Source organism: Streptomyces sp. NPDC054770 (assembly GCF_053611985.1).
Map to the genome: position 1 here is coordinate 105,516 of NZ_JBSHBL010000023.1, position 21,469 is coordinate 126,984.

Annotated in this window: 19 protein-coding genes and 1 pseudogene; 10 read left to right on the forward strand and 10 right to left on the reverse strand. The window is 71.3% G+C overall.

The window, feature by feature from the left end:
• Positions 1-126: 126 nt before the first annotated feature.
• Positions 127-654 carry a DUF4253 domain-containing protein gene (locus tag ACWGKQ_RS21560; RefSeq protein WP_453293542.1) on the forward strand — a complete coding sequence of 176 codons (528 nt, stop codon included), beginning with the start codon at positions 127-129 and terminating at the stop codon, positions 652-654.
• A gap of 174 nt (positions 655-828) precedes the next feature.
• On the opposite strand, the gene ACWGKQ_RS21565 is transcribed toward ACWGKQ_RS21560, so the two are convergent.
• Complete coding sequence (locus ACWGKQ_RS21565) at positions 829-1,092, reverse strand: hypothetical protein (RefSeq protein WP_453293543.1); 264 nt, start codon at positions 1,090-1,092, stop codon at positions 829-831.
• Positions 1,093-1,208: 116 nt separating this feature from the next.
• Between ACWGKQ_RS21565 and ACWGKQ_RS21570 the strand changes: the two genes are divergently transcribed.
• Genes ACWGKQ_RS21570 through ACWGKQ_RS21585 form a run of 4 tightly spaced genes read left to right on the forward strand, consistent with a single transcriptional unit; the run spans position 1,209 to position 2,577 of the window.
• Positions 1,209-1,337 carry a hypothetical protein gene (locus ACWGKQ_RS21570; RefSeq protein ID WP_453293544.1) on the forward strand — a complete coding sequence of 43 codons (129 nt, stop codon included), beginning with the start codon at positions 1,209-1,211 and terminating at the stop codon, positions 1,335-1,337.
• The gene (locus tag ACWGKQ_RS21575; RefSeq protein WP_453293545.1) at positions 1,334-1,627 is read left to right on the forward strand and encodes a hypothetical protein; all 294 of its coding nucleotides are present in this window, start codon (positions 1,334-1,336) and stop codon (positions 1,625-1,627) included. Before ACWGKQ_RS21570 ends, ACWGKQ_RS21575 begins: the two co-directional genes overlap by 4 nt.
• 51 nt (positions 1,628-1,678) lie before the next feature.
• Positions 1,679-1,867, forward strand: coding sequence for a hypothetical protein (locus tag ACWGKQ_RS21580; protein WP_453293546.1), 189 nt, complete (start codon positions 1,679-1,681; stop codon positions 1,865-1,867).
• Between the two features lie 20 nt (positions 1,868-1,887).
• On the forward strand, positions 1,888-2,577 hold the full coding sequence (locus ACWGKQ_RS21585) for an IMP cyclohydrolase (RefSeq protein WP_453293547.1): 690 nt from the start codon (positions 1,888-1,890) through the stop codon (positions 2,575-2,577).
• A 295-nt stretch (positions 2,578-2,872) separates the two neighbouring features.
• Here the strand turns inward: ACWGKQ_RS21585 and ACWGKQ_RS21590 are convergent, their stop codons facing one another.
• The 3 genes and pseudogenes from ACWGKQ_RS21590 to ACWGKQ_RS21600 all read right to left on the reverse strand — a co-directional run.
• Entirely contained in the window at positions 2,873-4,507 is a 1,635-nt protein-coding gene (locus ACWGKQ_RS21590) for a Rieske 2Fe-2S domain-containing protein (RefSeq protein ID WP_453293548.1), read from the reverse strand.
• A gap of 111 nt (positions 4,508-4,618) precedes the next feature.
• Complete coding sequence (locus tag ACWGKQ_RS21595) at positions 4,619-5,659, reverse strand: glycoside hydrolase family 3 N-terminal domain-containing protein (protein WP_453293549.1); 1,041 nt, start codon at positions 5,657-5,659, stop codon at positions 4,619-4,621.
• Positions 5,660-6,195: 536 nt separating this feature from the next.
• Positions 6,196-6,330: pseudogene (locus tag ACWGKQ_RS21600) on the reverse strand (NAD(P)-binding protein); the annotation flags it as partial.
• A 712-nt stretch (positions 6,331-7,042) separates the two neighbouring features.
• On the opposite strand from ACWGKQ_RS21600, the gene ACWGKQ_RS21605 reads away from it, so the two are divergent.
• Both ACWGKQ_RS21605 and ACWGKQ_RS21610 read left to right on the forward strand, forming a co-directional pair.
• Positions 7,043-10,291, forward strand: coding sequence for a bifunctional cytochrome P450/NADPH--P450 reductase (locus ACWGKQ_RS21605; RefSeq protein WP_453293550.1), 3,249 nt, complete (start codon positions 7,043-7,045; stop codon positions 10,289-10,291).
• Positions 10,292-10,418: 127 nt separating this feature from the next.
• Positions 10,419-11,636 carry an MFS transporter gene (locus ACWGKQ_RS21610; protein WP_453293551.1) on the forward strand — a complete coding sequence of 406 codons (1,218 nt, stop codon included), beginning with the start codon at positions 10,419-10,421 and terminating at the stop codon, positions 11,634-11,636.
• Positions 11,637-11,651: 15 nt separating this feature from the next.
• Here ACWGKQ_RS21610 and ACWGKQ_RS21615 read toward each other — a convergent pair whose 3' ends face one another.
• Positions 11,652-12,275 carry a TetR/AcrR family transcriptional regulator gene (locus ACWGKQ_RS21615; RefSeq protein ID WP_453293552.1) on the reverse strand — a complete coding sequence of 208 codons (624 nt, stop codon included), beginning with the start codon at positions 12,273-12,275 and terminating at the stop codon, positions 11,652-11,654.
• Positions 12,276-12,398: 123 nt separating this feature from the next.
• Here ACWGKQ_RS21615 and ACWGKQ_RS21620 point away from each other — a divergent pair, with 123 nt between their 5' ends.
• Positions 12,399-14,786: a SpoIIE family protein phosphatase gene (locus tag ACWGKQ_RS21620; RefSeq protein WP_453293553.1), complete on the forward strand. Its 2,388-nt coding sequence runs from the start codon at positions 12,399-12,401 to the stop codon at positions 14,784-14,786.
• Positions 14,787-14,873: 87 nt separating this feature from the next.
• Here the strand turns inward: ACWGKQ_RS21620 and ACWGKQ_RS21625 are convergent, their stop codons facing one another.
• On the reverse strand, positions 14,874-15,578 hold the full coding sequence (locus ACWGKQ_RS21625) for a GNAT family N-acetyltransferase (RefSeq protein ID WP_453293561.1): 705 nt from the start codon (positions 15,576-15,578) through the stop codon (positions 14,874-14,876).
• Between the two features lie 402 nt (positions 15,579-15,980).
• Here ACWGKQ_RS21625 and ACWGKQ_RS21630 point away from each other — a divergent pair, with 402 nt between their 5' ends.
• A complete protein-coding gene (locus tag ACWGKQ_RS21630) occupies positions 15,981-17,444 on the forward strand; it encodes an SDR family oxidoreductase (protein WP_453293562.1) in 1,464 nt (487 codons plus the stop codon).
• A gap of 42 nt (positions 17,445-17,486) precedes the next feature.
• On the opposite strand, the gene ACWGKQ_RS21635 is transcribed toward ACWGKQ_RS21630, so the two are convergent.
• The 3 genes from ACWGKQ_RS21635 to ACWGKQ_RS21645 all read right to left on the reverse strand — a co-directional run bounded on the left by ACWGKQ_RS21635 (position 17,487) and on the right by ACWGKQ_RS21645 (position 19,172).
• The gene (locus ACWGKQ_RS21635) at positions 17,487-18,095 is read right to left on the reverse strand and encodes a flavin reductase family protein (RefSeq protein WP_453293554.1); all 609 of its coding nucleotides are present in this window, start codon (positions 18,093-18,095) and stop codon (positions 17,487-17,489) included.
• A gap of 9 nt (positions 18,096-18,104) precedes the next feature.
• Positions 18,105-18,461, reverse strand: a complete 357-nt coding sequence (locus ACWGKQ_RS21640; protein WP_453293555.1) for an SDR family NAD(P)-dependent oxidoreductase — start codon at positions 18,459-18,461, stop codon at positions 18,105-18,107.
• 102 nt (positions 18,462-18,563) lie between these two features.
• Complete coding sequence (locus tag ACWGKQ_RS21645; RefSeq protein ID WP_453293556.1) at positions 18,564-19,172, reverse strand: TetR/AcrR family transcriptional regulator; 609 nt, start codon at positions 19,170-19,172, stop codon at positions 18,564-18,566.
• A gap of 154 nt (positions 19,173-19,326) precedes the next feature.
• Here ACWGKQ_RS21645 and ACWGKQ_RS21650 point away from each other — a divergent pair, with 154 nt between their 5' ends.
• Positions 19,327-20,748 (forward strand): carboxypeptidase regulatory-like domain-containing protein, encoded by a 1,422-nt coding sequence (locus ACWGKQ_RS21650; RefSeq protein ID WP_453293557.1) that lies wholly within the window; start codon positions 19,327-19,329, stop codon positions 20,746-20,748.
• Positions 20,749-20,776: 28 nt separating this feature from the next.
• Here the strand turns inward: ACWGKQ_RS21650 and ACWGKQ_RS21655 are convergent, their stop codons facing one another.
• A complete protein-coding gene (locus tag ACWGKQ_RS21655) occupies positions 20,777-21,352 on the reverse strand; it encodes a TetR/AcrR family transcriptional regulator (protein ID WP_453293558.1) in 576 nt (191 codons plus the stop codon).
• Between the last annotated feature and the right edge of the window lie 117 nt (positions 21,353-21,469).

The window sequence follows — 21,469 nt, forward strand, 5'->3', positions numbered from 1 at the left end:
GGCCTCTGGCCGGTTATCAGTCACGATGGTCCGCGAGCGTGGGAGTGGTTTCCACAGGAATCCCGGAGAGCAGGAAGGGCAGTAGGTCATGGCGTTCCGGGCGGGGGTGAAGGTGTACCCGAAAGAGTGATCGCCGAGCTGGTCGGCGCAGTTTGGAAAGGGGAAGGGGGATCCAGCGGTTACAGGGCTGCATTTGGGGACATCGACCTGTCTGAATTGGCTGCCAAGATCGCAGACGTTCCGTCCCCGGCTGATCCGCGGAGTGAAAATATTCGCTTCACGGAGGGATTCATGGGCAAGCCGGAATGGTTGTGCCTGATCCCGGCGGAAAACTCCTGGGAACTCCCTGTGCTTCTGGACGCGCCCGATACTCCGAACTGGTTGGGATCATCCACGCACCCGTCCCTTACTCTGGCGGACCATGTATCCGTTCTGGAGTCCTGGCACCATCGCTTTGGCGCAGAGGTGTTCTACCTCGGGTCCGCAGAACTGGGCCTGACAGTGACGCGTCCCCCCGCCGATCCACTGACCGTGGCGGAGACGGCGATCGAGCACTGGAGCTTCTGCTACGACCTTGACCAGATCATCGGTGATATCGCCAGGGTGGGGAAGCTCCAAGTTCCTGCTGACCACTGGCTGTTCTGGTGGGATTGACCGCGGATCCCGACACGGCGCAGGGCAGTTGGTCTCGCGCGTACATGACGGGGCCTGACCGCCTGGTGATCAGGAAAGTAGAAAGTGCTCTGCTCCGCACCTTGCGGGCGGTGTCCATCGGGGCGTCGCCCGCGGCCTCTCTCAATCGGCCACGACTGGCGCTGTCGGGCCGGCCTACTTGGCGTCGGGACTGCCGCGGATCCAGCGGTGCCGAGGGGGAAGGGTGGTGCGAGGCGCGACGAAGGACCATGCTCCGTGGCCTACAGGGCCGATGACGGGGCGACGTACGATCTCCTCGAACCAGTTGGCGGCGATGCGGCCCAGCTCCGTCAGGGGTCCGGTCGCCTCCAGCGATTCCACGTCGTCGCCGGGCTCGGGCCGGTAGGTGGTGTTGTGTCTTTGGCAACAGAAGAGGCGGTCGCCGGCCAGGAGTAGCACCTGTTTTCCGCCTTGGCTCTCCCCGCCAGTCTCGTCCGGCTCGCTCACCAGCACAGAGGTCGCACTGGGCGGGCATCCGGGCCACGAAAGGTGTCTACCACGGCTTCCAACGCCTTGTGACCGACGGACAACTGGTCGGGCTGGACACCGACGCGCTCGGAATCGAGGAGACGCTCGCCGAGGTGCTCGGCCGCGTCGACGAACTGCTGCTCGGCTCCACGGTGGAGCGGAGCCTGGCACTGTGACCGGGAACCTGGCGGAAACCCTGCTGGCGCGTCGGCCCTTCTGCCCGGGCAGACGCGGGGACGGCACGCTGCCGGCCGACTACTTCGACGGCCATCGTGTGCTGGGGGAACCGCGCCTGCTCGCCGCGCTCGCGGACGAGCTCTACCTCGCTGTCGCGCGGACCGGTGCCGACCTGGTCGTCGGAGAGGTGGCAGCCGGAGCCCAGCTGGCCACCGCGGTCGCCCTGGCCAGCGTTCGCCACGACCGGGTGCTCGAGTCCCGCGGCATCCGCAGAGTGCGCAAGGAGTAAGGCGTACCCGGACTGCTGACCAGCCCCGCTCCGGGCGCCTCATGCGTCGCCGTGGTCGATGACGTGGCGGGTACCGGAGCCGCCGGCCTGCGGTGCGTCGACGCCGTGCGCGAGGCCGGACACGAGGTCGTCGGCGTGTTCGTCGTCCTCGACCGTTGCCAGGGCGCCGCCGAGGCGCTGGCGCGGGACGGTGTGACACTCACCTCGGTCTTCCGCTTGGGTGACCTCGTACCGAGCTGATATCAGAAAGGCGCCGGCGCATGACCTCGATCCCACAAGCCCTGCGGGACAATCCCTACCCTGGTCGGCTGATCCTGCTGGCACGCACGCCGAACGGTGAACTGACCGCCGGATACGCGCTCACCGGGCGGAGCGAAGCCTCCCAGGCGCGCCGGATCGAATCCACGCCGTCCGGCGAACTGACCGTCGTACCCGTCGGTGCCACGGGCCACGACGCCCTCCGGCACTACATCGCCGCGACCACGGACGAGCGTTGGACCGTGTACGGCAACGGAGAGCAGGTGGCGGAGGTCGCCGGCCGGCTGGCGAAGGGACTCGCACCGGGCAGCGCCCTGGAGGATCTCAGCTATGAGCCGGATCCGCCGATCCACACGTCTCGGATCACTGCTGTCGTGGATCGTGCCGGCGGACGGTCCTGGCTCGGTGCGGCACGCCGGCCCGAGGGCGACCGGGAGAGCCCGGACACCATCGTCGTCGCGCTCGGCGAACTCGCTCCGGGGCAGGCGGTCATGCTCAGTACCTATCAGTCGGACGGGGACTCGGTGTCGACCGCTCGGCGCCATCTCGACCTGAACACCTCTGCTCAGGACGCGGATGCGCTGCTGGCGGAACTGTGGGCGGCCCTGGACCCCCGCTTTCGGGTCGCCGCGGCCGCGTTCGCACCGGTCACCGGGGTGCAGGGTCCCATTCGCCACGCCCGAGGGGAGTAACCGAGCGCCCCGGAGTTCCCGTACTGATTCTGCGCCGACCGATCATCATGGACGGTCCGCAGCCGATCTCGTCGAGCAGCAGGGGGAGAAGGGACGGCGACTCGTACGGCGTTGTCGTCCCCGAACCGCCGAAGACCGCCCGTGACCGCGCATGTCCGGTGTGCCGGCCCGGGGCGACGCCGTGAAAGCGGCTGTCTGCAGGGCCCAGCCGTGCGGGTCCGGGGCGCCAGGCGCACCGCTGCTCGGGGTCGAGGACGAGGTCGCCGACCCGGAGCGGCCCAGAAGGCGACCCGGATCAGGGGGCCGTGCCGTTCCCGGTGTCTGCCGGGGATGGTCCGGCGATGCGCGGACAGGTCGCGTCCGCCTCGCCGAGCGGGGTGCCGAGAGGCTCCTGGGGCCGGACGACGAGCTTGCGGTCGTCGCTGGTCAGGCAGCGCCCCGTCGCCAACTCGAATTCCCACCCGTGCAGTTGGCACGTCAGTACGCCGTCGGCGACGGTACCGAAACGTACCAGGTCGGCTTTGAGATGCGGGCAGTGGCGCTGGACCACCTGCCCGTCGGCGAGCGCGTACTCCGCCACCCCCGACGACTCCGCGTAGTAGCCCTCCACATACGCCATCCGGGACTGTGACAGCGACTTGAAAAAGGTATAGACGAATTCGTTGTACGGCCCCGAGCGGGACGCCTCGAAGCGGCAGGACAGGAACAGCTCGTTCACCCAGTCCTCGGCTCGGTCTCGTACCAGCCGCTCGATCAGGGGACGTGCCGCGCGGAACCGGTAGCGGAACGGCCGGCCGTCGTGTGCGGTGATCTCGCGGCTCAGGAAGTCGAAGACGATCGCCTCGTCGTCTCCACCGTCCACGGCACCGACCTCGAGCAGGATGCGGCCGTTGACTCCGGCGCAGGTGTGGTCGGCGGTCCGCATCGCCGGTTCGACCCACTCCTTGAGCCGGCCGAGCAGGTCCGAGCGGTCCTGCGGCAGCTCACCGAGGATACGGTCGATGACCGGCCGGGCCTTCTGCTGGTACGCCAGCAGGTAGGGGCGCCGGTCCCGGATGCGTTCGATCTCCTCGTCCGGTATCTGTTTCACCGCGCACTCGTGGTCCGGGGTCAGGTCGACCGTGGTGCCGGTGAGGAACAGGTGCGCGTTGTCCCTCCCGTGCTCGCGCAGGAAGTCCAGGAAGGCGAACTGGTCGGGGAACACGTTGGTGTCGTCCTGGTCGACGTCGTTGAGGTGGAACAGGTCCTCGTCCAGGAAGCAGGGTGGACCGGCGAACGGCAGCACGTGCGACGCCTGGTACTGCTCGATGTAACTGAGCGCCCGCGCCATGCCGTTGAGGCGCTTGCGCCGCCCGAGGGTTCGTTTCATCGGCTCCGGGAAGTCGTAGACCATCGGGTACCAGATGGCGCCGGAGAACTGCAGGAAGTGCGCGTGCAGCGGCCCGAACTCCTCGATGGGACCCGACGCGACCGGGCGGGCGTCGTTCTGGTTGAACACCCGCACCCGGCCGTCGTCGACCACCAGCGCCGAGTCTCCGATCGGCCCGTCGGTCGGGGAGACCAGCGCGCTGATGAGGACCCTCAGTCCGCCGTCGAGTTCAGTGACCTTGTCGTTGCAGGTCTGTACGAACCGGTGGAACCCGAGGTCGGCGAGGGCATCCCGCAGATGCGGGACGGGATAGTCCGGCAGCAGTACCGTCACGTCCTTCGACATGTACCGCTTCAGCCAGTCGGGGTCGAAGTGGTCGCGGTGCAGATGGGAGACGTAGAGGTAGTCGGCGTGGGTGAGCAGGCCGGGATCGATGCCCGTGTTGTCGGGGAACGGGACCCAGGAACCGAAGTAGGCCGGGGTGAACCAGGGGTCGCAGACGATCCGTCCGGCGGCCGTCTCCAGCAGCAGGCCGGCGTGGCCGATGGAAGTGATGCGCATGTCGCAGGGGCTCCTTGCCTCGGTTTGTGCGGTGTGCGGGGTCGCCGGTCGTGGCGGGACGTCGTCACCCGCGGCGTGGCATGCGTGTGTGGCGGCAGTGCGAGGCCGGCCTCAGGCGGGGCAGGTCATCAGGCCGGCCGCCTGCTTCGCCGCGAGGACCCGCCGCACACTCGCGTCGACACGGGTCCGCAGCGCGGGGTCGGACCGCATCGCGTCGAGGACGGCGGAGGTCATGGCCGGTATGTCGTCGGTGTTCACCGTCACGACGAGGTCCCCGCCTGCTCGCAGGAACGCCAGCGCCCGCTGTCCCGGCGGAACGGCCTGGACGGCGGCCGCGTTGCCGAGGTCGTCGGAGACGACGACGCCGTCGAATCCCAGGTCCTTGCGGAGCATTCCGTCGATCACGGTGGGTGAGAACGCGGCCTGGTGCGCCGGATCGATGCGGGTGTAGGTCGCGAGCGACACCATGACGAACCGTGCGCCGGCGGCGATTCCGGTGCGGAAGGAGTTCAGGTCCAGCGCATCGCGGGTCAGAGTCGTGTCCGTGACACCGGCCGTGGTGTCGGTGTTGTCCCGGACCCGGCCAAGCCCAGGAAAGTGCTTGAGCGTGGTCAGGACGTGCGCCTGGCGGAATCCCCGGACGAAGGCGTCGTCCTGACGGCCCACCGTCTCCGGATCGGATCCGAACTGCCGGTCGTACCGGCCTATCGGGCCGTTCGCCCGTCCGATCGACACGGGCACCACATCCCCGATCGGGGCGAGATCAAGGCGCACGCCCGCCTTGCGCAGTTCCGCTGCCCAGCCGGCCGCCTGCTGCTGCAGCTGGGACGCGGTCCACCCGCCCTGCACCTGGGCACTCGGGATCTCGGTGAACCCCGCCCCGCTCAACTGCTGGACCTGCCCGCCCTCCTGGTCCGTGGCGACCAGGGCACCGACCCGGGCGTCGTCCACCGGCAGGTCGAGCTGCTCCGTTTCGCTCACCACCGTCCGCACGCTGCTCAGCCCGGACCGGACGGGACCCATGAGAATGACCGAACCGACGTCGTGACGCTTCAGCACCGCCACCTGCGCTCGCTCGGTGGCAACGGTGGTGCCCGGCCCCGCCGAGACCGCGCCCATGAACAGTTGGCCTACCCGCTGCGACCCGGTCATGCCTGCCAGGGCATGACCGACGCAGGAGGGAGCGGCATGTGAGGCGCTGGCCGTGGGTGTTGCGGATGCGGACCGGTTGGGGGGATCGGCTCCGGGCTGTACCACGCCGCAGCCGGCCGCGGTGACGGTCGTCACCGCCAGCGCGACGAGCAACCGGGGAATCCGGGTTAACGGCGCGCGCCGGACCGTTCGCTCCGGGTCTTCTGAGATCTTCACTTCGCTCCCGCGCAAGGCCACTGTTCTCCGGCGCCCGTGCGTGCGCCGCTGTCCACTGACTGAGTGGTGCGGTGCGCAGGAAAAGTTCGGTGACCTCAGCCACAGTCGGCGTGACCGGGTGCGGAGCACCGGCCACGTCTCGCACCGGTCGGCAGCGCCTCCGGCGACTGTGCCTACGACGTGATCACCGTGGCCGGCCAGGGCACCGACGTCACCGTCATCGCCCTCGTGCACGCCTCCGGACAGCAGCAGTGCTACGTGGTTTGCCGTACCCCTGACGGGGCGTTGCCTCCGTCGTCTCCGGAGAGGAGGCCCTCGCGGTCCCACAGGCCGCCCGGACCCGTGTGACGCTCGATGTGCGTGCGGGGAAGCCGCCGCTCGGCGAGTGCCCGTGCCACTGCCAGACCTGCGGGACCCGCACCGATGACACAGGTGTCGAATTCGGACTCCTTCACGAGTCCACCTCCTCTCGTCGCCACGTTCGGCGTGGGAGGAACTTGGGCGGCGCGCCGGTGCAGGCGGACTGGCCGGTGCGGCCGCAAAGGGGGCCGCAGCGGCCAGCACGTTGACCGGTCCGGCGCGGTCCGGGTCGGCCCGCGCCGCCCGGCCGGTGGTGACCCGGCCCCCTGAGGCACCGCCTGGGCCGCCCGCTCCGGGGCGCCCGGGTCACCCGTACCCGGCGATCCGGGTCGCGGAGGCCGGCTGTGCCGGGCAGTCGGGGTCGTTCGTGCCTGGCTGTCCGGGCCGCCGGGGGTCGTTCGTGCCTGGCTGTCCGGCCGCCCGGGCCACCTGCTCCTGGCCGCCAGGGTCCTCTCGTCCACGGTCCGTGACGGGCGGAAGGTCTCCCCATGACCGCATCCGTCGAAGGGGCGGCTCCGCCTCGGTCCGTGAGAGGTGGCCCGCTCGCGGGAGCCCGTCGGGTGGCGGCCACCCTGTTCGCCGCCCAGGGCGCGGCAGCTGCCGCCGTGTCCACCACCGCGCCCGCCGTGGAAGAGCCCTCTGGGGCGGTCGGCCGGCAGGTGTTCCGGTCGCGGACGCTCTGCCCGCGGCCTCGGTTCTGTCGAATGACCGTGTCAATCAACACAATCGAACGACATTGTCGAGTGACAAAGTTGCTTGTACGTTGATCGTCATGCGACTGCCGATGCGGAACGAAAGGGCACGCCCATGACTCACGCGTTCGCCGACACGATCGACACCCTGCAGGTGATCCCCGAGCGCCCGGCGCTGCCGCTGTTCGGTCACGCGCTCGGCATCCCGAAGGGTGCCGACGGACTCATCCACCTGATGAACGAGATGAAGGAGCTGGGTCCGGTGTTCCGGGTCCGGGTCTTCGGAACCGAGACCGTCCTCGTCGGCGGCCTGGACCTGGTGGCCGAACTGTCGGACGTGACCCGGTTCCGCAAGAACGTGCACCCGGACCTGGTCGAGATCCGCCAGATCGCCGGGGACGGCCTGTTCACGGCTTTCAACGACGAGGCGAACTGGCACCGGGCGCACGACATCCTCATGCCGGCCTTCTCGCTGGGGGCGATGCGCGGTTACCACGCGACCATGCTCCGGGTCGCCCGCTCGCTCCTCGCCAAGTGGGACCGGGCCGCCGGGCAGCACTCCGTGGACGTTCCCGAGGACATGACCCGGCTGACCTTCGACACGATCGGGCTGTGCGGATTCGGCTACGACTTCGAGTCGTTCCGCCGCACCGATCCGCACCCCTTCGTCGAGGCGATGTCCCGCGCGCTGGCCTTCACCCAGGCCAAGGGCGAGTCGATCCCCGGCACGGAACTGTTCCGCAGGAAGCAGGCCGACCGGTTCCGCAAGGACGCCCGGCTGATGACGGACCTGGTCGACGAGGTGATCCGGCAGCGCAGGGCCTCCGGCGACACGAGCACGGACGACCTGCTGGGCCGCATGCTGCACACCCGTGACCTGGAGACGGGCGAGCCGCTGGACGACGTGAACATCCGCCACCAGGTGATCACGTTCCTCATCGCCGGCCACGAGACCACCAGCGGGGCCCTGTCGTTCGCCCTGTACTACCTGACCAAGCACCCGGAGGTGCTGGCCCGGGCGCAGGCCGAGGTGGACGCCCTGTGGGGCGACACCGACGCCCCCGAGCCGGAGTACGGCGACATCGGCAAGCTCACCTACCTCCGCCAGGTGCTCACCGAGAGCCTGCGGCTGTGGCCGACGGCGCCCGCCTTCGCCGTGGAGCCGATCGAGGACACCGTCATCGGTGGCAGGTACCGGGTACGCGAGGGCGAGACGCTGATGATCCTCACCCCGGCCCTGCACCGCGACCCCGCCTGGGGCGAGAACGTCGAGCTCTTCGACCCCGAGCGGTTCGCGCCCGAGCAGGAGGCGGCGCGCCCGATCCATTTGTTCAAGCCGTTCGGCAACGGCGAACGCGCCTGCATCGGCCGCCAGTTCGCCCTGCACGAAGCCACCCTGCTGCTCGGCCTGCTGGTCCACCGCTACCGCCTGGTCGACCACTCCGACTACCACCTCAAGATCAAGCAGTCGCTCACCATCAAGCCCGACGGGTTCACCCTCGAACTCGCCCGGCGCACCGGCGCTGAGCGGCGCCTGCCCGCCGCCGCCGGGAGCGGCGCCCCCGACACCCGGGAACGGTCCACGGCCCGGCGTGCCACCGGCACCGCGCTGACCCTGCTGCACGGCTCCAACCTCGGCACCTGCGCGGGCATCGCCCGTGACCTGGCGACGGACGGCCGCGAGCACGGTTTCACCGCGACCGTCGCCCCGCTCGACGACGCCGTGGACCGGCTCTCCGCCGCCGACGGACCGGTCGTCGTCGTGGCCGCTTCCTACAACGGCAGGCCCACCGACGACGCGGCGGAGTTCGTCAGCTGGCTGGAGGGACTCGAACCCGGCTCGCTCGACGGCGTGCAGTACGCCGTACTCGGCGTCGGCGACCGCAACTGGGCCGCCACCTACCAGCGCATCCCCACCCTCATCGACGACCGTCTGACCGCCGCCGGTGCCACGCCGGTCCTGGAACGCGGCGCCGCGGACGCCTCCGGCGACTTCGCCGGCACCGTGGACCGGTGGACCGCCGACCTGTGGGCCGCGCTGCTGGAGCGGTACGGCACCGCCGGTGAGGCGCAGCGGGCGGCGGAGCCGGAAGGCGAGGCGGAAGGCGAGGCGGAAGGCGAGGCGGAAGACGGACTGTACGAGCTGGAGGACGCGGACGACTCGGTCACCGGCGGACTCGCGGCCCGGCACGGCGTCCGGCCGATGGAGGTCCTGGCGGCCCGCGAACTGGTCGACATGAACCACGAACTCGGCCGCTCCAAGCGCTTCCTGCGACTGCGGCTGCCCGACGGCGTCACCTACCGCACCGGCGACCACCTCGCCGTACTCCCGGGCAACCCGGAGACTGTCGTCCGCAGGGTCGCCGACCGCTTCGGCCTCGACCTGGACCGCACCGTCCGGCTGCGGGCCCGCCGCCGCAGCCGGGGCGTGCTGCCCGTCGACCGCCCGCTGACCCTGCGCCGCCTGCTGACCGACTTCGTGGAACTGCAGGACCCCGCCACCCGCGACCAGGTCGCCGTGCTCGCCGCGCACACGGCCTGCCCGCCGGAACGACGGCCCCTGACCGCGCTCGCCGCGGCGGACCCGGACGTCTTCCACGACGAGGTGACCGGCACCGGACGCAGCGTCCTGGACCTGCTGGAGCGCTACCGCGCCTGCGAGCTGCCGTTCGAGCGCTTCCTCGAGCTGCTGCCGGTGCTGCGCCCGCGCCACTACTCGATCTCCTCGTCCGCGAAGGCGTCACCCGGCTCGGCCGACCTGATGGTGTCGCTGCTCGCCGCACCCCACCGCGCCGGTGAGGGCACCTTCCGGGGCATCGCCTCGCACTACCTGCAGACGGTGAAGGCCGGCGAGACGGTCCAGGCCAGGGTGCTGCCCTGCAACGAGGACTTCCGGCTGCCGAGCGACCCGTCCGTGCCGGTGATCCTGGTCAGCGCGGGCACGGGCCTGGCTCCCTTCCGGGGCGCGGTCCTCGACCGGCACCACACCCACTCCACCGGCACGCTGCTGTGCTACTTCGGCTGCGACCACCCCGACGTGGACTACCTGCACCGCGACGAGTTCGAGGCGGCCGAGGCGGCGGGCGCCGTCAGCATGCGGCCCGTCTACTCCTGCGCCCCCGAGGACGGCGCCCGTTTCGTGCAGGACCGCATCGCGCGGGAGAGCGCCGAGGTCTGGGCGGTGCTGGAAGCCGGCGGGCGGGTCCACGTCTGCGGCGACGGCCGGCGCATGGCCCCCGCGGTGCGGGAGGCGTTCATGGCGGTCTACCGCGAGCACACCGGCGCCGGGGACGAGGAGGCGAGTGCCTGGCTGAGCGCCCTGACCGAGTCCGGCCACTACGTCGAGGACGTCTGGGCGGGCTGACCGCCGCGTCCGCCGCCCGACGGGCCACGGACATCCGCGCCCGCCCGCATCCCCGTATGCCCGTGCTCCGGCCTGCTCCAAGACCTCCCCTCCAAGACCTCCTCCCTCCCCAACTCGTGAGGACCACATGTCTGTTGCACGCTCGGCCCCCCGCCGGGGCCCGGCCGCGCTCACCTTCGCCGTCGCGGTGGCGCTCGTCGCCGGAGTGACGCTGGGCAACGGCGGAGCGAACGTGATGCCCGTCTTCGTCGACGACTTCGCCTCGCGGTTCGCGCTGTCGGACTCCACGGCGGGCCTCGTGGCGGCGACCCAGCTGACCGCGACCGCGATCGTGACCCTGCTGCTGGCCAGGCGTGCCGCGCGGCCCGGACGCGTGCGGATGACCCGGCTCGGTCTCGGGGTCGCGGCGGCCGGCTTTCTCGGGGCGACGGCGGCGACCGACGTGCCGACGCTGATCCTGGCCAACCTGGTCCTCGGCGCGGGGCTCGGCGCGGTCTACGCGGCGGCCACGGCCGCCCTCGCCGCCACCGACGACGCCGACAAGGCGTCCGCGATCACCATCTCCGGCGTGGTCGGCGTGACGGCCCTGCTGATCATGGCGGTGCCCCAGGCCAACCACGGGATGGGCGAGGGCACCGGGTTCCTGCTCATGGCCGCCTGCTGCCTCGTGGCCTGGCCGCTGGTACGACGGCTGCCGGACGGTCCGGCCGCACCGGGGACCCCGTCCGTCCGAACCCCGGACCGGCCGGCGGCCCGCCCCTCGGTGAACCTGCTGGCCGGGACCGCGCTCCTGTGGGCGGTCACCCAGGGCGCGTGGTCGTACGCCTCGGTGCTGGGACGGCAGCACACGGGCATGTCGCACTCCGTCGTGTCGGCCGTGCTCGCGGTGTCCAGCGTCGTGGCGCTGGTCGGCGCGATCGTCGGCCCGACCGCCGCACGGCGCTTCGGGCGGCGGCGGTCGATGGCCGCCTTCGTCGGCGCCCAGGCCCTGGCGATGGCGGTCCTGATCTTCACGCACGACCCGGTGCTGTTCATGGTCGCGGCCGTCCTCTGGCAGGCCTGCCAGCTGGCGGTCCTGGTGCAGACCCTCGCCGCCGCCGCGCTCATCGACCCGACCGGCCGGCTGGTGGCCTCGCTCAGTGGAGCGGGCGCGCTGGGCACCGGCATCGGACCGCTGGCCGTGGGTGCGGTCCTCGACGGCGCCGGGGCCGGTGCGTTGAGCCTCGTTCTGGCGTTCGGCACCTTCGCCGCCTCGATGCCTCTGCTGAGGATGACGGTGGCCAGTGACTCCATCCCGGACGAACCCGAACCTGAACCCGAACCCGCGCCTTCGCCGGTGGCCTGAGCCGCACGGAGCCGGTCAGGTCGCGGGTACCGGCACGAGGTCGAGCCGGCCGCCGGACAGGGCGACGAGGGCCGAGACCAGGGCCTGCAGACAGGTCTGTTCGGCTTTGTCGTCGGGCAGGGTGAGGCGCTGCACGATGAGTCCGTCGAAACCGGCGAGGAAGAACCTGGCGATGGTTTCCGCCGGCTGGGCGAGTTCGCGGCCGGTACGCTCGGCCGCCATGCCGATCAGCTTCGCAGTGACGGCGATCACCTCGCTGTAGTGGCTCTTCGCGGCCTCGTGCAGGCTCGGGGTCCGTAGCGCCAGCATGCTCAACTCGTTGAGCAACTGGTGGCTGGCCGGCTGCTCGCGCACGGTGCGCCACAGGGAGGCGGCGAGCACGGCCAGGGACTCCTCGAAACCGGCGTCCGTGGGTGCCCACTCCTCGACCTGTGCGACCAGGTCATGGGTGATCTGTTCCATGACGGACCGGTAGAGGTCCTCCTTGGTGCCGAAGGTGTAGTGCACCGTAGCCTGTGCCACGCCGAGCTCGGCGGCAATGGCGCGGGTGCTTCCGGCGGCGATGCCCTCGCGGGTCATCAGCTCGATCGCCGCTTTGATCAGCTGGGGGCGGCGCTCCGCCGCGGACACGTGAGCCATGGCGGCATCATACTGACTCAGTCCCTTGAGCAAGTCGTTCGATCAAGTCGAATTCTCCCACCCGGTCCGGAACCAAGGGTGCGCATTATGGTGTGAAACGGGGCCTATCTCGTGAGGGATGCCATGAGCGCATCAACCGCTCCTTTCGACAGTCGGGCATTCGCCTGCGACGCGGTGGCCGGGGCCGTGGTCGACGACCGCGGCACCATCGTGTCCTGGACCGACGAAGCAGTGCGGCTCACCGGCTTCGCCGCCAAGGACGTCTGCGGCCACTCGGTGCGGGAGTTGCTGCTGGACCTGCGCGACAGCCCGCGCGCCAAGGACGACGTCGTCACGTGGCCCGCGGCCGGGCGGGTGCGGGTGCGGCGCCGCCAAGGGGGCGTGGCCGATGTCGCCTTCCGGATCACACGGCTGGAGGGCTCGCCGGAGTTCCTCGTCCTCGCGGCCTCGCGACCGCGGGCGGCGGACAGCGAACAGGGCGTCTCACTCCTGCGTACGCTCTTCGCCCAGGAGCGGTTCCGGATCGTGCTCTGCGACACGGATCTGACTGTCGTGCGCACCAATGCCGGTCCGGACCTCCCCGGCGATCCGCAGGCGGTTCCCGGCAGGCGCCTGCGCGACACGATGCCCGCCTCCGAAGCCGACGGTGTCGAGGACGTGCTCCGCGAGGTTCTGCGAACCGGTGCACCGGCCGTGCGCGAGAGCCGGTCGACGGCATGGCTCCGGGAGCCGGCACATCGACCGGAGCTGTCCCTGTCGGCCTTCCGGCTGGAGGACGGAGCCGGACACCCGACCGGGGTCCTCGTGGTTTTCAGGGACGACACGGAGCAACGGCGCGCCCGCCGGCATCTCGACGTCCTTCGGCAGGCGGGCGCACGTATCGGACGCTCCCTGGACATCACTCGCACGGCGCAGGACATCGCGGAACTGCTCGCACCCACCGTCGGGGACATGGCAAGCGTCGATCTGGCGGAGGCGGTCTTCGACGGCGAAGAGCCCGCCAAATGGCTGGGCGGAGGCGATCTCCACCTGCGGGACGCCGCCAGAGCTCCGGCCGGCGCCTTCGATCTGGGCGTCAAACCCGGCGACGTACTTCCTCGGCTCCCCGACCACCCCAAACTCCGCAGGGTCCAGTGCGGGGAGACGATCACCCTCGAACGCGACGAGTTCACGGCCGCACTCGGCGATCCCGAGCTGGCGGAGTTCATTCTTCCGAAGGACTTCCGTACGGTGATGATCGCGCCCCTGCACGCCCGCGGGCTGCTGCTCGGGGACGTGACGGTGTGGCGCGTCGACCGCCCCGCCCCGTTCACCGCACAGGACGTGGATCTCGTGTCGGAGATCGCCTCCAGAGGCGCCCTCGCCATCGACAACGCCCGCCGCTACACGCGGGAGCACCGCGCGGCCCTGGCACTGCAGGAGCGGCTGCTCCCTCCGGCCACGACGGACACACCGGCCGCCGAGACGGCCGGCGTCTATCTGCCGGCCGGCGGCGGGGCCGAGATCGGAGGCGACTGGTTCGACGCCATTCCCCTGCCCTCCCTCCGGCTGGCGCTCGTCGCCGGAGACGTGGTCGGTCACGGTATGCACGCGACCGCCACCATGGGACGCCTGCGCACGGCGGTCCAGTCGCTCGCCGACCTGGAACCGGAACCCGAAGAACTGCTCGCTCACGTCGCCGACCTGGTCCAGCGCCTGGCTGCAGAGGCGCCGCCCGGCCACGACGACGCCGTCGGCGCCAGCTGTCTGTACGCGATCTACGATCCCGTCACGCGCCGCTGCACTCTCGCTGGCGCGGGACACCCCCCGCCGATCGTCGTCCGCCCCGACCGGCGTGCCGAGCCCGTGGCGATCTCCGTGGGGCCGCCTCTCGCCGTGGGCGGCATGCCCTACGAGACCGCGACGTTCGACCTTGAGCCGGGCAGCGTGCTCGCCCTCTACACCGACGGCCTGATCGAGCGGAACGGCGAAGACGTGGACCGCGGCGTACGGAGGCTCACCGACGCACTCGCGGCGTCCTGCCGTCCCGATCGCGCCCTCGACGACACCGGCCAGGGGCTCCTCGCGGAACTCGGCGACCCGGAACGCCGGGACGACGCGGCCCTGTTGCTGGCTCGGACCCGCGCCATCCCGAGGGAGGACATCGCGAGTTGGACGTTCCCGTCGGACGCCGCGGCTGTCTCCGACGCACGGGAGGCCACCAGGCGGCAGTTGGGAGCGTGGGGGCTCGAGGACATGGCGGTCACGGCAGAGCTCGTCGTCAGCGAACTGGTCACCAACGCCATCCGTTACGGACAGCCACCGGTGGGCCTGCGCCTCATCCGGCACGACGTCCTGGTCTACGAGGTCACGGACTCCAGCAGTACCCAGCCCCGCCTGAGACGCGCTCGCACGACCGACGAAGGCGGACGCGGCCTGTTCCTGGTGGCCCAGCTCACCACACGATGGGGCTGCCGCTACGGTCAGAACGGGAAGACGATCTGGGCGGAACAGTCCCTGGAGAGCCTCTGACCGCGGTCGATTCTCATCGGTGCCGTGCCGTGCCGTGCCGTGCCGTGCCGTGCCGTGCCGTGCCGTGCCGTGCCCGTGCCCGTGCTGTCAGGGCGTGCGGAAACCGCGGAAGGTCACGTGCTTCCGGGTTTCGAAGCCGAGCCGTTCGTAGAGTCCGATCGCGCCGGTGTTCCCCTCGGCCACATGGAGGAAGGGGCGCTCCTGCCGCGCCAGGATGCGTGCGACGAGCGTGCTCAGGAGGCGGACGGCATGGCCCTGCCCGCGTGCTTCGGGGGCGGTGCAGACGGCGCTGATCTCGGTCCATCCCGGGGGCCGGAGCCGCTCGCCCGCCATGGCCACCAGCCTGCCGTCGCTGCGGATGCCGAGGTAGGCGCCGAGTTCGTGGGTGCGCGGCCAGAACGGCCCCGGCTGGGTCCGCTCGACGAGTTCGAGGATGGCGGGCACGTCGGCCGCACCGAGTTCGACCAGCTCCGTGCCGGCTGCGGCCGGTGCCTGAGCCGGGCGGACGCCGGCGGGCCAGATCAGCTGCCGGCCTTCGAGGACGAACACCGGCGCCCAGTCCGACGGCGGGATCGCCGGGCAGCTGAACATGTCGGCGAACTCGCCGCCGCCGAGCAGCTGCGCGAGGTCGGCCCAGTCCGTCGCATCGGGATCCGCGGAGACCGCCGAGAAGGTCGCGACTCCCGGAAGGCAGGTGGCGGCCCGGCCGAGCCGGCGGGCGAGGGCGGCGTGGTGACCGCGCAGTGACTCGCCGACCGGGTCGTCGAGTGCGGCGGTGTCACCGCTCATCATCATGCTGCGCCTTTCGTGCCGTGCTGGTGGGCCGTCGGAGGAACGGCGACGCCCGCCGTCTCGGGAGGTTTCGTAGATCCTGTTCCCCGGGTCCGCGGACAGCAAGGGCGACAGGCCGACGGCGACGTCCTCGGCAGACGGATCCCTCACACGTGACGCTCATGCGACGCCGGGTCCCGGGCCCCGCCGGGCTGGACGGCCGCGGCCCGCGGGAGGTCCGCGTCACCCGGATGCCGCGGTCGCCCGGCGGGCCCGGGCGCACGGGCGGCACCGTAGAGGTATCGGGGCGCGGGGCGCGAGGGCGCACGGACGACGACTGAGGCGGTTCGCGTGGCGGACGAGACGGCCGGGACGACGGCGAACGCGAACGGAACCGCCGGCACGGGTCCGCGGACCTGTCTGGTGACCGGTGCCAGCGGCTACATCGGCGGGCGGCTGGTGCCGGAGCTGCTGGACGCCGGGTACTGGGTGCGCTGCCTGGTGCGCACGCCCCGGAAGCTGCGGGACCAGCCGTGGGCCGGGCGGGTGGAGGTCGTACCGGGCGATGTCACCGACGCGGGCTCGGTGGCGGCGGCGATGGCGGGCGCCGACGTCGCCTACTACCTGGTGCACGCGCTCGGCGCCGGCCGCGACTTCGAGCGCACCGACCGGCAGGCGGCCCATGTCTTCGGCGAGCAGGCCCGCCGGGCCGGCGTCGGCCGCCTGATCTACCTGGGCGGGCTGACCCCGGCCGACGTACCCGAGCGCGAACTGTCGCCGCACCTGCGCTCCCGCGCCGAAGTGGGGCGCATCCTCCTCGGCTCGGGCGTGCCGACGGCCGTGCTGCGGGCCGCCGTCATCATCGGCTCCGGCTCGGCCAGCTTCGAGATGCTGCGCTACCTGACCGAACGGCTGCCGGTGATGGTCACGCCGCGCTGGGTGCACACCCGCATCCAGCCGATCGCCGTACGGGACGTGCTGCGCGTCCTGGTGGGGTGCGCGGACCTGCCGCCCGACGTCAGCCGCGCCTTCGACATCGGCGGCCCCGAGGTGCTCACCTATCTGGAGATGATGCACCGGTACGCCGCCGTCGCCGGGCTGCCCCGGCGGCTCATCGTGCCCGTGCCGGTGCTCACCCCCGGCCTGTCCAGCCAGTGGGTCGGCCTGGTGACCCCCGTACCGGCCGCCATCGCCCGCCCGCTGACGGAGTCGCTGCGGTACGAGGTGGTGTGCCGGGAACGGGACATCGGGCGGTACGTGGCCGGCCCGCCGGGCCACCCGGTGGGTTTCGACCGTGCCGTCTCCCTCGCGCTGCAGCGCGTGCGGGACGCCCAGGTCGTCACCCGCTGGTCCTCCGCCTCCGTGCCGGGTGCTCCCAGCGACCCGCTGCCCACCGACCCGGACTGGGCCGGCGGCAGCCTCTACACCGACGTACGCGAACGCCACGCCGAGGTGGCTCCCGACGCGCTGTGGGACGTGGTCGAGGGCATCGGCGGCGAGAACGGCTGGTACTCCTTCCCGCTGGCCTGGGCGGTGCGCGGCTGGCTCGACCGCCTCGTCGGCGGGGTGGGCCTGCGCCGAGGACGACGGGACGCGCGGCGGCTGCGGGTCGGTGATTCGCTGGACTTCTGGCGGGTGGAGGAGATCGAACGCGGGCGGCTGCTGCGGCTGCGCGCCGAGATGCGGCTGCCCGGCCTGGCCTGGCTGGAGATGTACGTCGACGACGAGGGGGCCGGCGGCTCGCGCTACCGGCAGCGGGCCCTGTTCCATCCGCACGGACTGCTCGGCCAGCTCTACTGGTGGAGCGTGTCGCCCTTTCACGCGCTCGTCTTCGGCGGCATGGCCCGCAACATCGTCCGCGCCGCCGAACGCGGGCGGAAGCCCTGAGGGAGTGCGCGGCGATTCAGGAGCGGTGCCCGGGCACTGCGGTCAGGCGGCGCCGGGCTCCTCGTAGGGGATGCGGTTCAGATGCACCACCCCGCCCAGGGCGCCCCATTCGTCGGCGCCGAGTTTGGTGAGCGGGCGCAGCAGTTCGCTGCTGGGCCGGCCGTCGGCGAGGTACTCCTGGTCGACGGCGGCATGCAGCACCCGCCCGAAGACCAGTGTGGAGTTGCCCATGTGCAGCGTGGTGTGCGAACGGCACTCCAGAACCACATGGGAGGCGGCGACTCTGGACGGGCGCACGCACTTGCTGGCCTCGCGCTCGATGCCCGCGTAGTCGAACTCGCTGACCGCACGCGGGAAGTCGGTGGCGGTCGCGTTGATCAGCCGCAGGAGCGGTTCGGACGAGAAGTTGACGACGAACTCCCCGGTGTCCTCGACGTTGCGCAGCGAGTCCTTCCGGCCGATCGAGGTGAACTGGACGATCGGGGGATCGGTGCTGGCGATGCTGAAGAAGGAGTGCGGGGCCAGGTTCTCGGTACGTCCGTCGGGCGTGATCGTGGAGACCCAGGCGATCGGCCGCGGAATGACGACCGACGTCAGGAACCGGTAGAAATCCGCGCTGCTCATCGTGTCGGGGTCGTATTCCAGACGCATGATGGCCTCTCAGGATCTCTCGCGCATGCCGGGCAGCACGGCCTGGACGATCTGGAGGGCCGTCCGCACGTTCATGTCGAAGACCGCGTCGAGGTCCGTCAGAGCGACCTCTCCGACGGGTGCGGGGCGTACCGATCCCACGTTGTTGACCACGGCGTCGACGGGTCCCGCGGCCAGCACTGTGCCCAGTACCTGATCGGTGGCCGCGCGGTCGGCGAGATCGGCTTCGCAGAACTCGCCGGGAAAGGACGGCGGCGCGGTGCGGGCGATCCCCACGGGGGTGTGCCCCGCTTCCGCCAGCTGGTCGGCCAGGGCGCGGCCGATGCCTTTGGAGGCGCCGGTGATGAGTACTCGCCTGCGGGTCATGGCGTCACTCCTTACTGCGCTGCTCCATGCTCCTCGGCCGCGCGGCATCCGCGCTTGAGTCACATGACTGCAAAGCGCCGCCGGCCGGCCGGCGGCGGTGCTTCAGCCGGCCGGTGGCGGGACGGGCAGCCCCCGGCTCACCAGGTCCACGGCCTCGGAGACCAGGGTGACCACCTCCGGGCCCGAGTCCGGCTGCCAGCAGCTGATGGCGGCCTGGAGTGCCGCGAAGACCACGGCCGCGGTCGTCCGTACATAGAGGTGGTGCTCCGGCAGGCCCGTGCGGGCCGCCACCGCCCGCGTCACCGCGTCCTCCACGGTGCGATTGGTCAGCACGATCCGCGGCAGCAGCTCCGGACGTTCGCGCAGCAGCAGCATCCGGTCCAGCCAGATCCTGCCGGTGGCGAGCTCGCTCAGCCGTGCCACGAACACGGCCCTGATCGCCTCGGGCGGGGTCTCCTCCGGAGGCCGGGCGGTGATCCGCTGCTCGATCAGCGCCGGTGTCCCCTCCTCCAGCATGAAGGCGGCTTCGTCCTTGGTGGCGAAGTAGTTGAAGAAGGTGCGGGGAGAGACTCCGGCGTCGGCGCAGATGCTCTCCACTGTGACGGCTTCCGGGCCGTGGCGTCGGAAGAGCGCCACCGCGGCGCTCTGCAACGCCCGGTGCGTCGCTCGCTTCTTGCGTTCGCGAAGCCCGTCGGGGCGGTCGCTCTCCATGTGCTCGTCGCACTCCCGTGAGCCATCGTCGTCGGCGGAACAATTGCTACAGTACTGCAAAAATGCAGTACTGCAAGAATCTATTACGATGACTGCTCTGAGTCATACGCCGGACGGGACCCGCTCCGGTCGTCCCCGGCGAATTGGAGTTCCCGTGGCGGAACGGACAGAACGATCCAAGGGCCAGTCCGTGGCCATGACCCTGGCCGAAGCCCTCTGGTTCCCGGTGTCCCTGTTCCTGGGCATGCTGTTCTTCTTCGCGCCCGCTCTGCACGCACCGCAGCCGCACCATGTGAAGGTCGCGGTGGCCGGCCCGGCGGTGGCCCGGCGGGTCGACGGCGCGCTGAGCGGCAGGCTGCCCGGCGGGTTCGACGTCACCGCGGTCGCCGACGGCCGGGCGGCACGGCAGTCGGTGCTCGACCGGGACACGATGGCGGGCTTCCGCCAGGACGGGGGACATGCGGTGCTGTACGTGGCGAAGGCCAACGGCGCCTCCCTCGAACAGACCCTGACCCGGGTGTTCACCCAGGTCGCCGCCAAGAGCCACCGGCACCTGACCGTCACCGATGTGGCGCCCACCGAACAGAAGGACGAGCTGGGCACCACCCTGCTGTACTTCTCGCTGGCCTGGAGCATCCCGGCCTACGTGCTGGCGACCACGCTGCTGCGTGCGGTGACCTTCAGCCGGCGCCGGAAGCTCCTCACCATCGCCGGGGTGGCCGCCGGGTACAGCGCCATCGGCTTCTACGTCGGCGTGTGGCTGGGCTACCTGCCCGACAAGCCCCTGGCCATGGCGGTGTCCTTCCTGCTCACCACGGCGGTGGCGACGGCCGCCTCGGGGCTCGCCCCGTTCGTCCGGCAGTTCTTCCCGGCCGTGGCCATGGGGCTGTTCATCGTGATGAGCATCCCGACCAGCGGCGGCGCCGTGCCCGCGCCGATGCTGCCGATGTTCTTCCAGTACGTCCGTGAGGCGATGCCGCTGGCCAACGGCCTCGACGCGTTGCGGGGCGTCCTCTACTTCGACGGCGCCGGAGTGCTCAAGCCGGTGCTGGTGCTGTGCGCCTGGTTCGCGGGCGGGGTCGCCCTGCTGGGGCTCGACCTCTGGCTGCACAGGCGCAGGACCGGGGCGGCGCAGGCCGTGCAGGCCGAAGGGGCGGACGACGGCGACGGCGGGAGCGAGCTCGTCGGGGAACCCCCGGTCGAGGACCCGTCGCTGGAGACGCCCAGGCCGACCGCGGTCCCGGTGCACGCGCACCACTTCGGGGAACAGGTGCCGGTGCTCACCGGCCGGGTCCAGGACCGTGACGGCCGCCCGGTCCGCGGTGCCGCGGTGACCGTCATCGACGCGCGGGGACGCCAGCTCGTGCGCAGCGTGACCGACGCGACCGGTGAGTACGCAGCGACCGGTCTTCCCGAGGGGCACCTCAGCATCGTGGTCTCGGCGCCCGGCCTGCACCCGATGGTGCACCAGGCGCTGATGCAGACCGGGATGACGGCCCGGGCCGACTTCGCCCTGCACGGCCTGCCGCAAGGACGTCACGCCAAGCCGGTGCACGTGACCGGTACGCCGGTGTGACCGGGTCGCACCGCCGCGACCCCGGTGTTCAGTCCAGCACGGTCAGGGCGCTCGACAGGGCGCTCTCCAGGAACGCCCGGTCGGCACGGGCCTGGCCCATGACGCGCATCCCCTGGATGAAGGTGGTGAGGAACCGGGCCAGCTCCGCGGGGTCCTTGTCGGCGGACAGCTCCCCGCGCGCCCGCGCCCGCTCCAGCGCGCCGGCGATGGTGCCCTCCACCAGGCGCAGCGTTCCGCTCACGCGGTCCACGGTCGGAGAATCGGCCGAGCGTTCGGTGGCGGCATTGACCAGGAAACAGCCCGGTTCCGGGTTGGCCAGGTCCGCCTCCGCCAGGGCCAGGAGCGCCGTGCGCAGCGCCGATCGCACGTCCGTGGCCGACTCCAGTGCCGCGACCAGTGCTCCGGCGTTGCGGGAGCAGTAGCGCTCCAGGGCCCGGGCGTAGAGGTTCTCCTTCGAGCCGAAGGCCGCGTACAGGCTGCCGCTGCCGATACCGAGCCCGGCGATGAGGTCCTGGAGGGAGGTGGCCGAGTATCCGCGGTTCCAGAACAGGGTCATCGCGCGGTCGATCGCCTGGTCGGTGTCGAATTCCCGGGGGCGTGCCATGGGAGCCAAGCTAATAGTTGTGGACTGAAGCATCAAGAATGCCGGCGGTCCTGCCCGCCCGGCCCGGACAGCGGGACGGCGTGGCGGCCGCTGGGTGCGCACCCCAGGGGTGCGCAC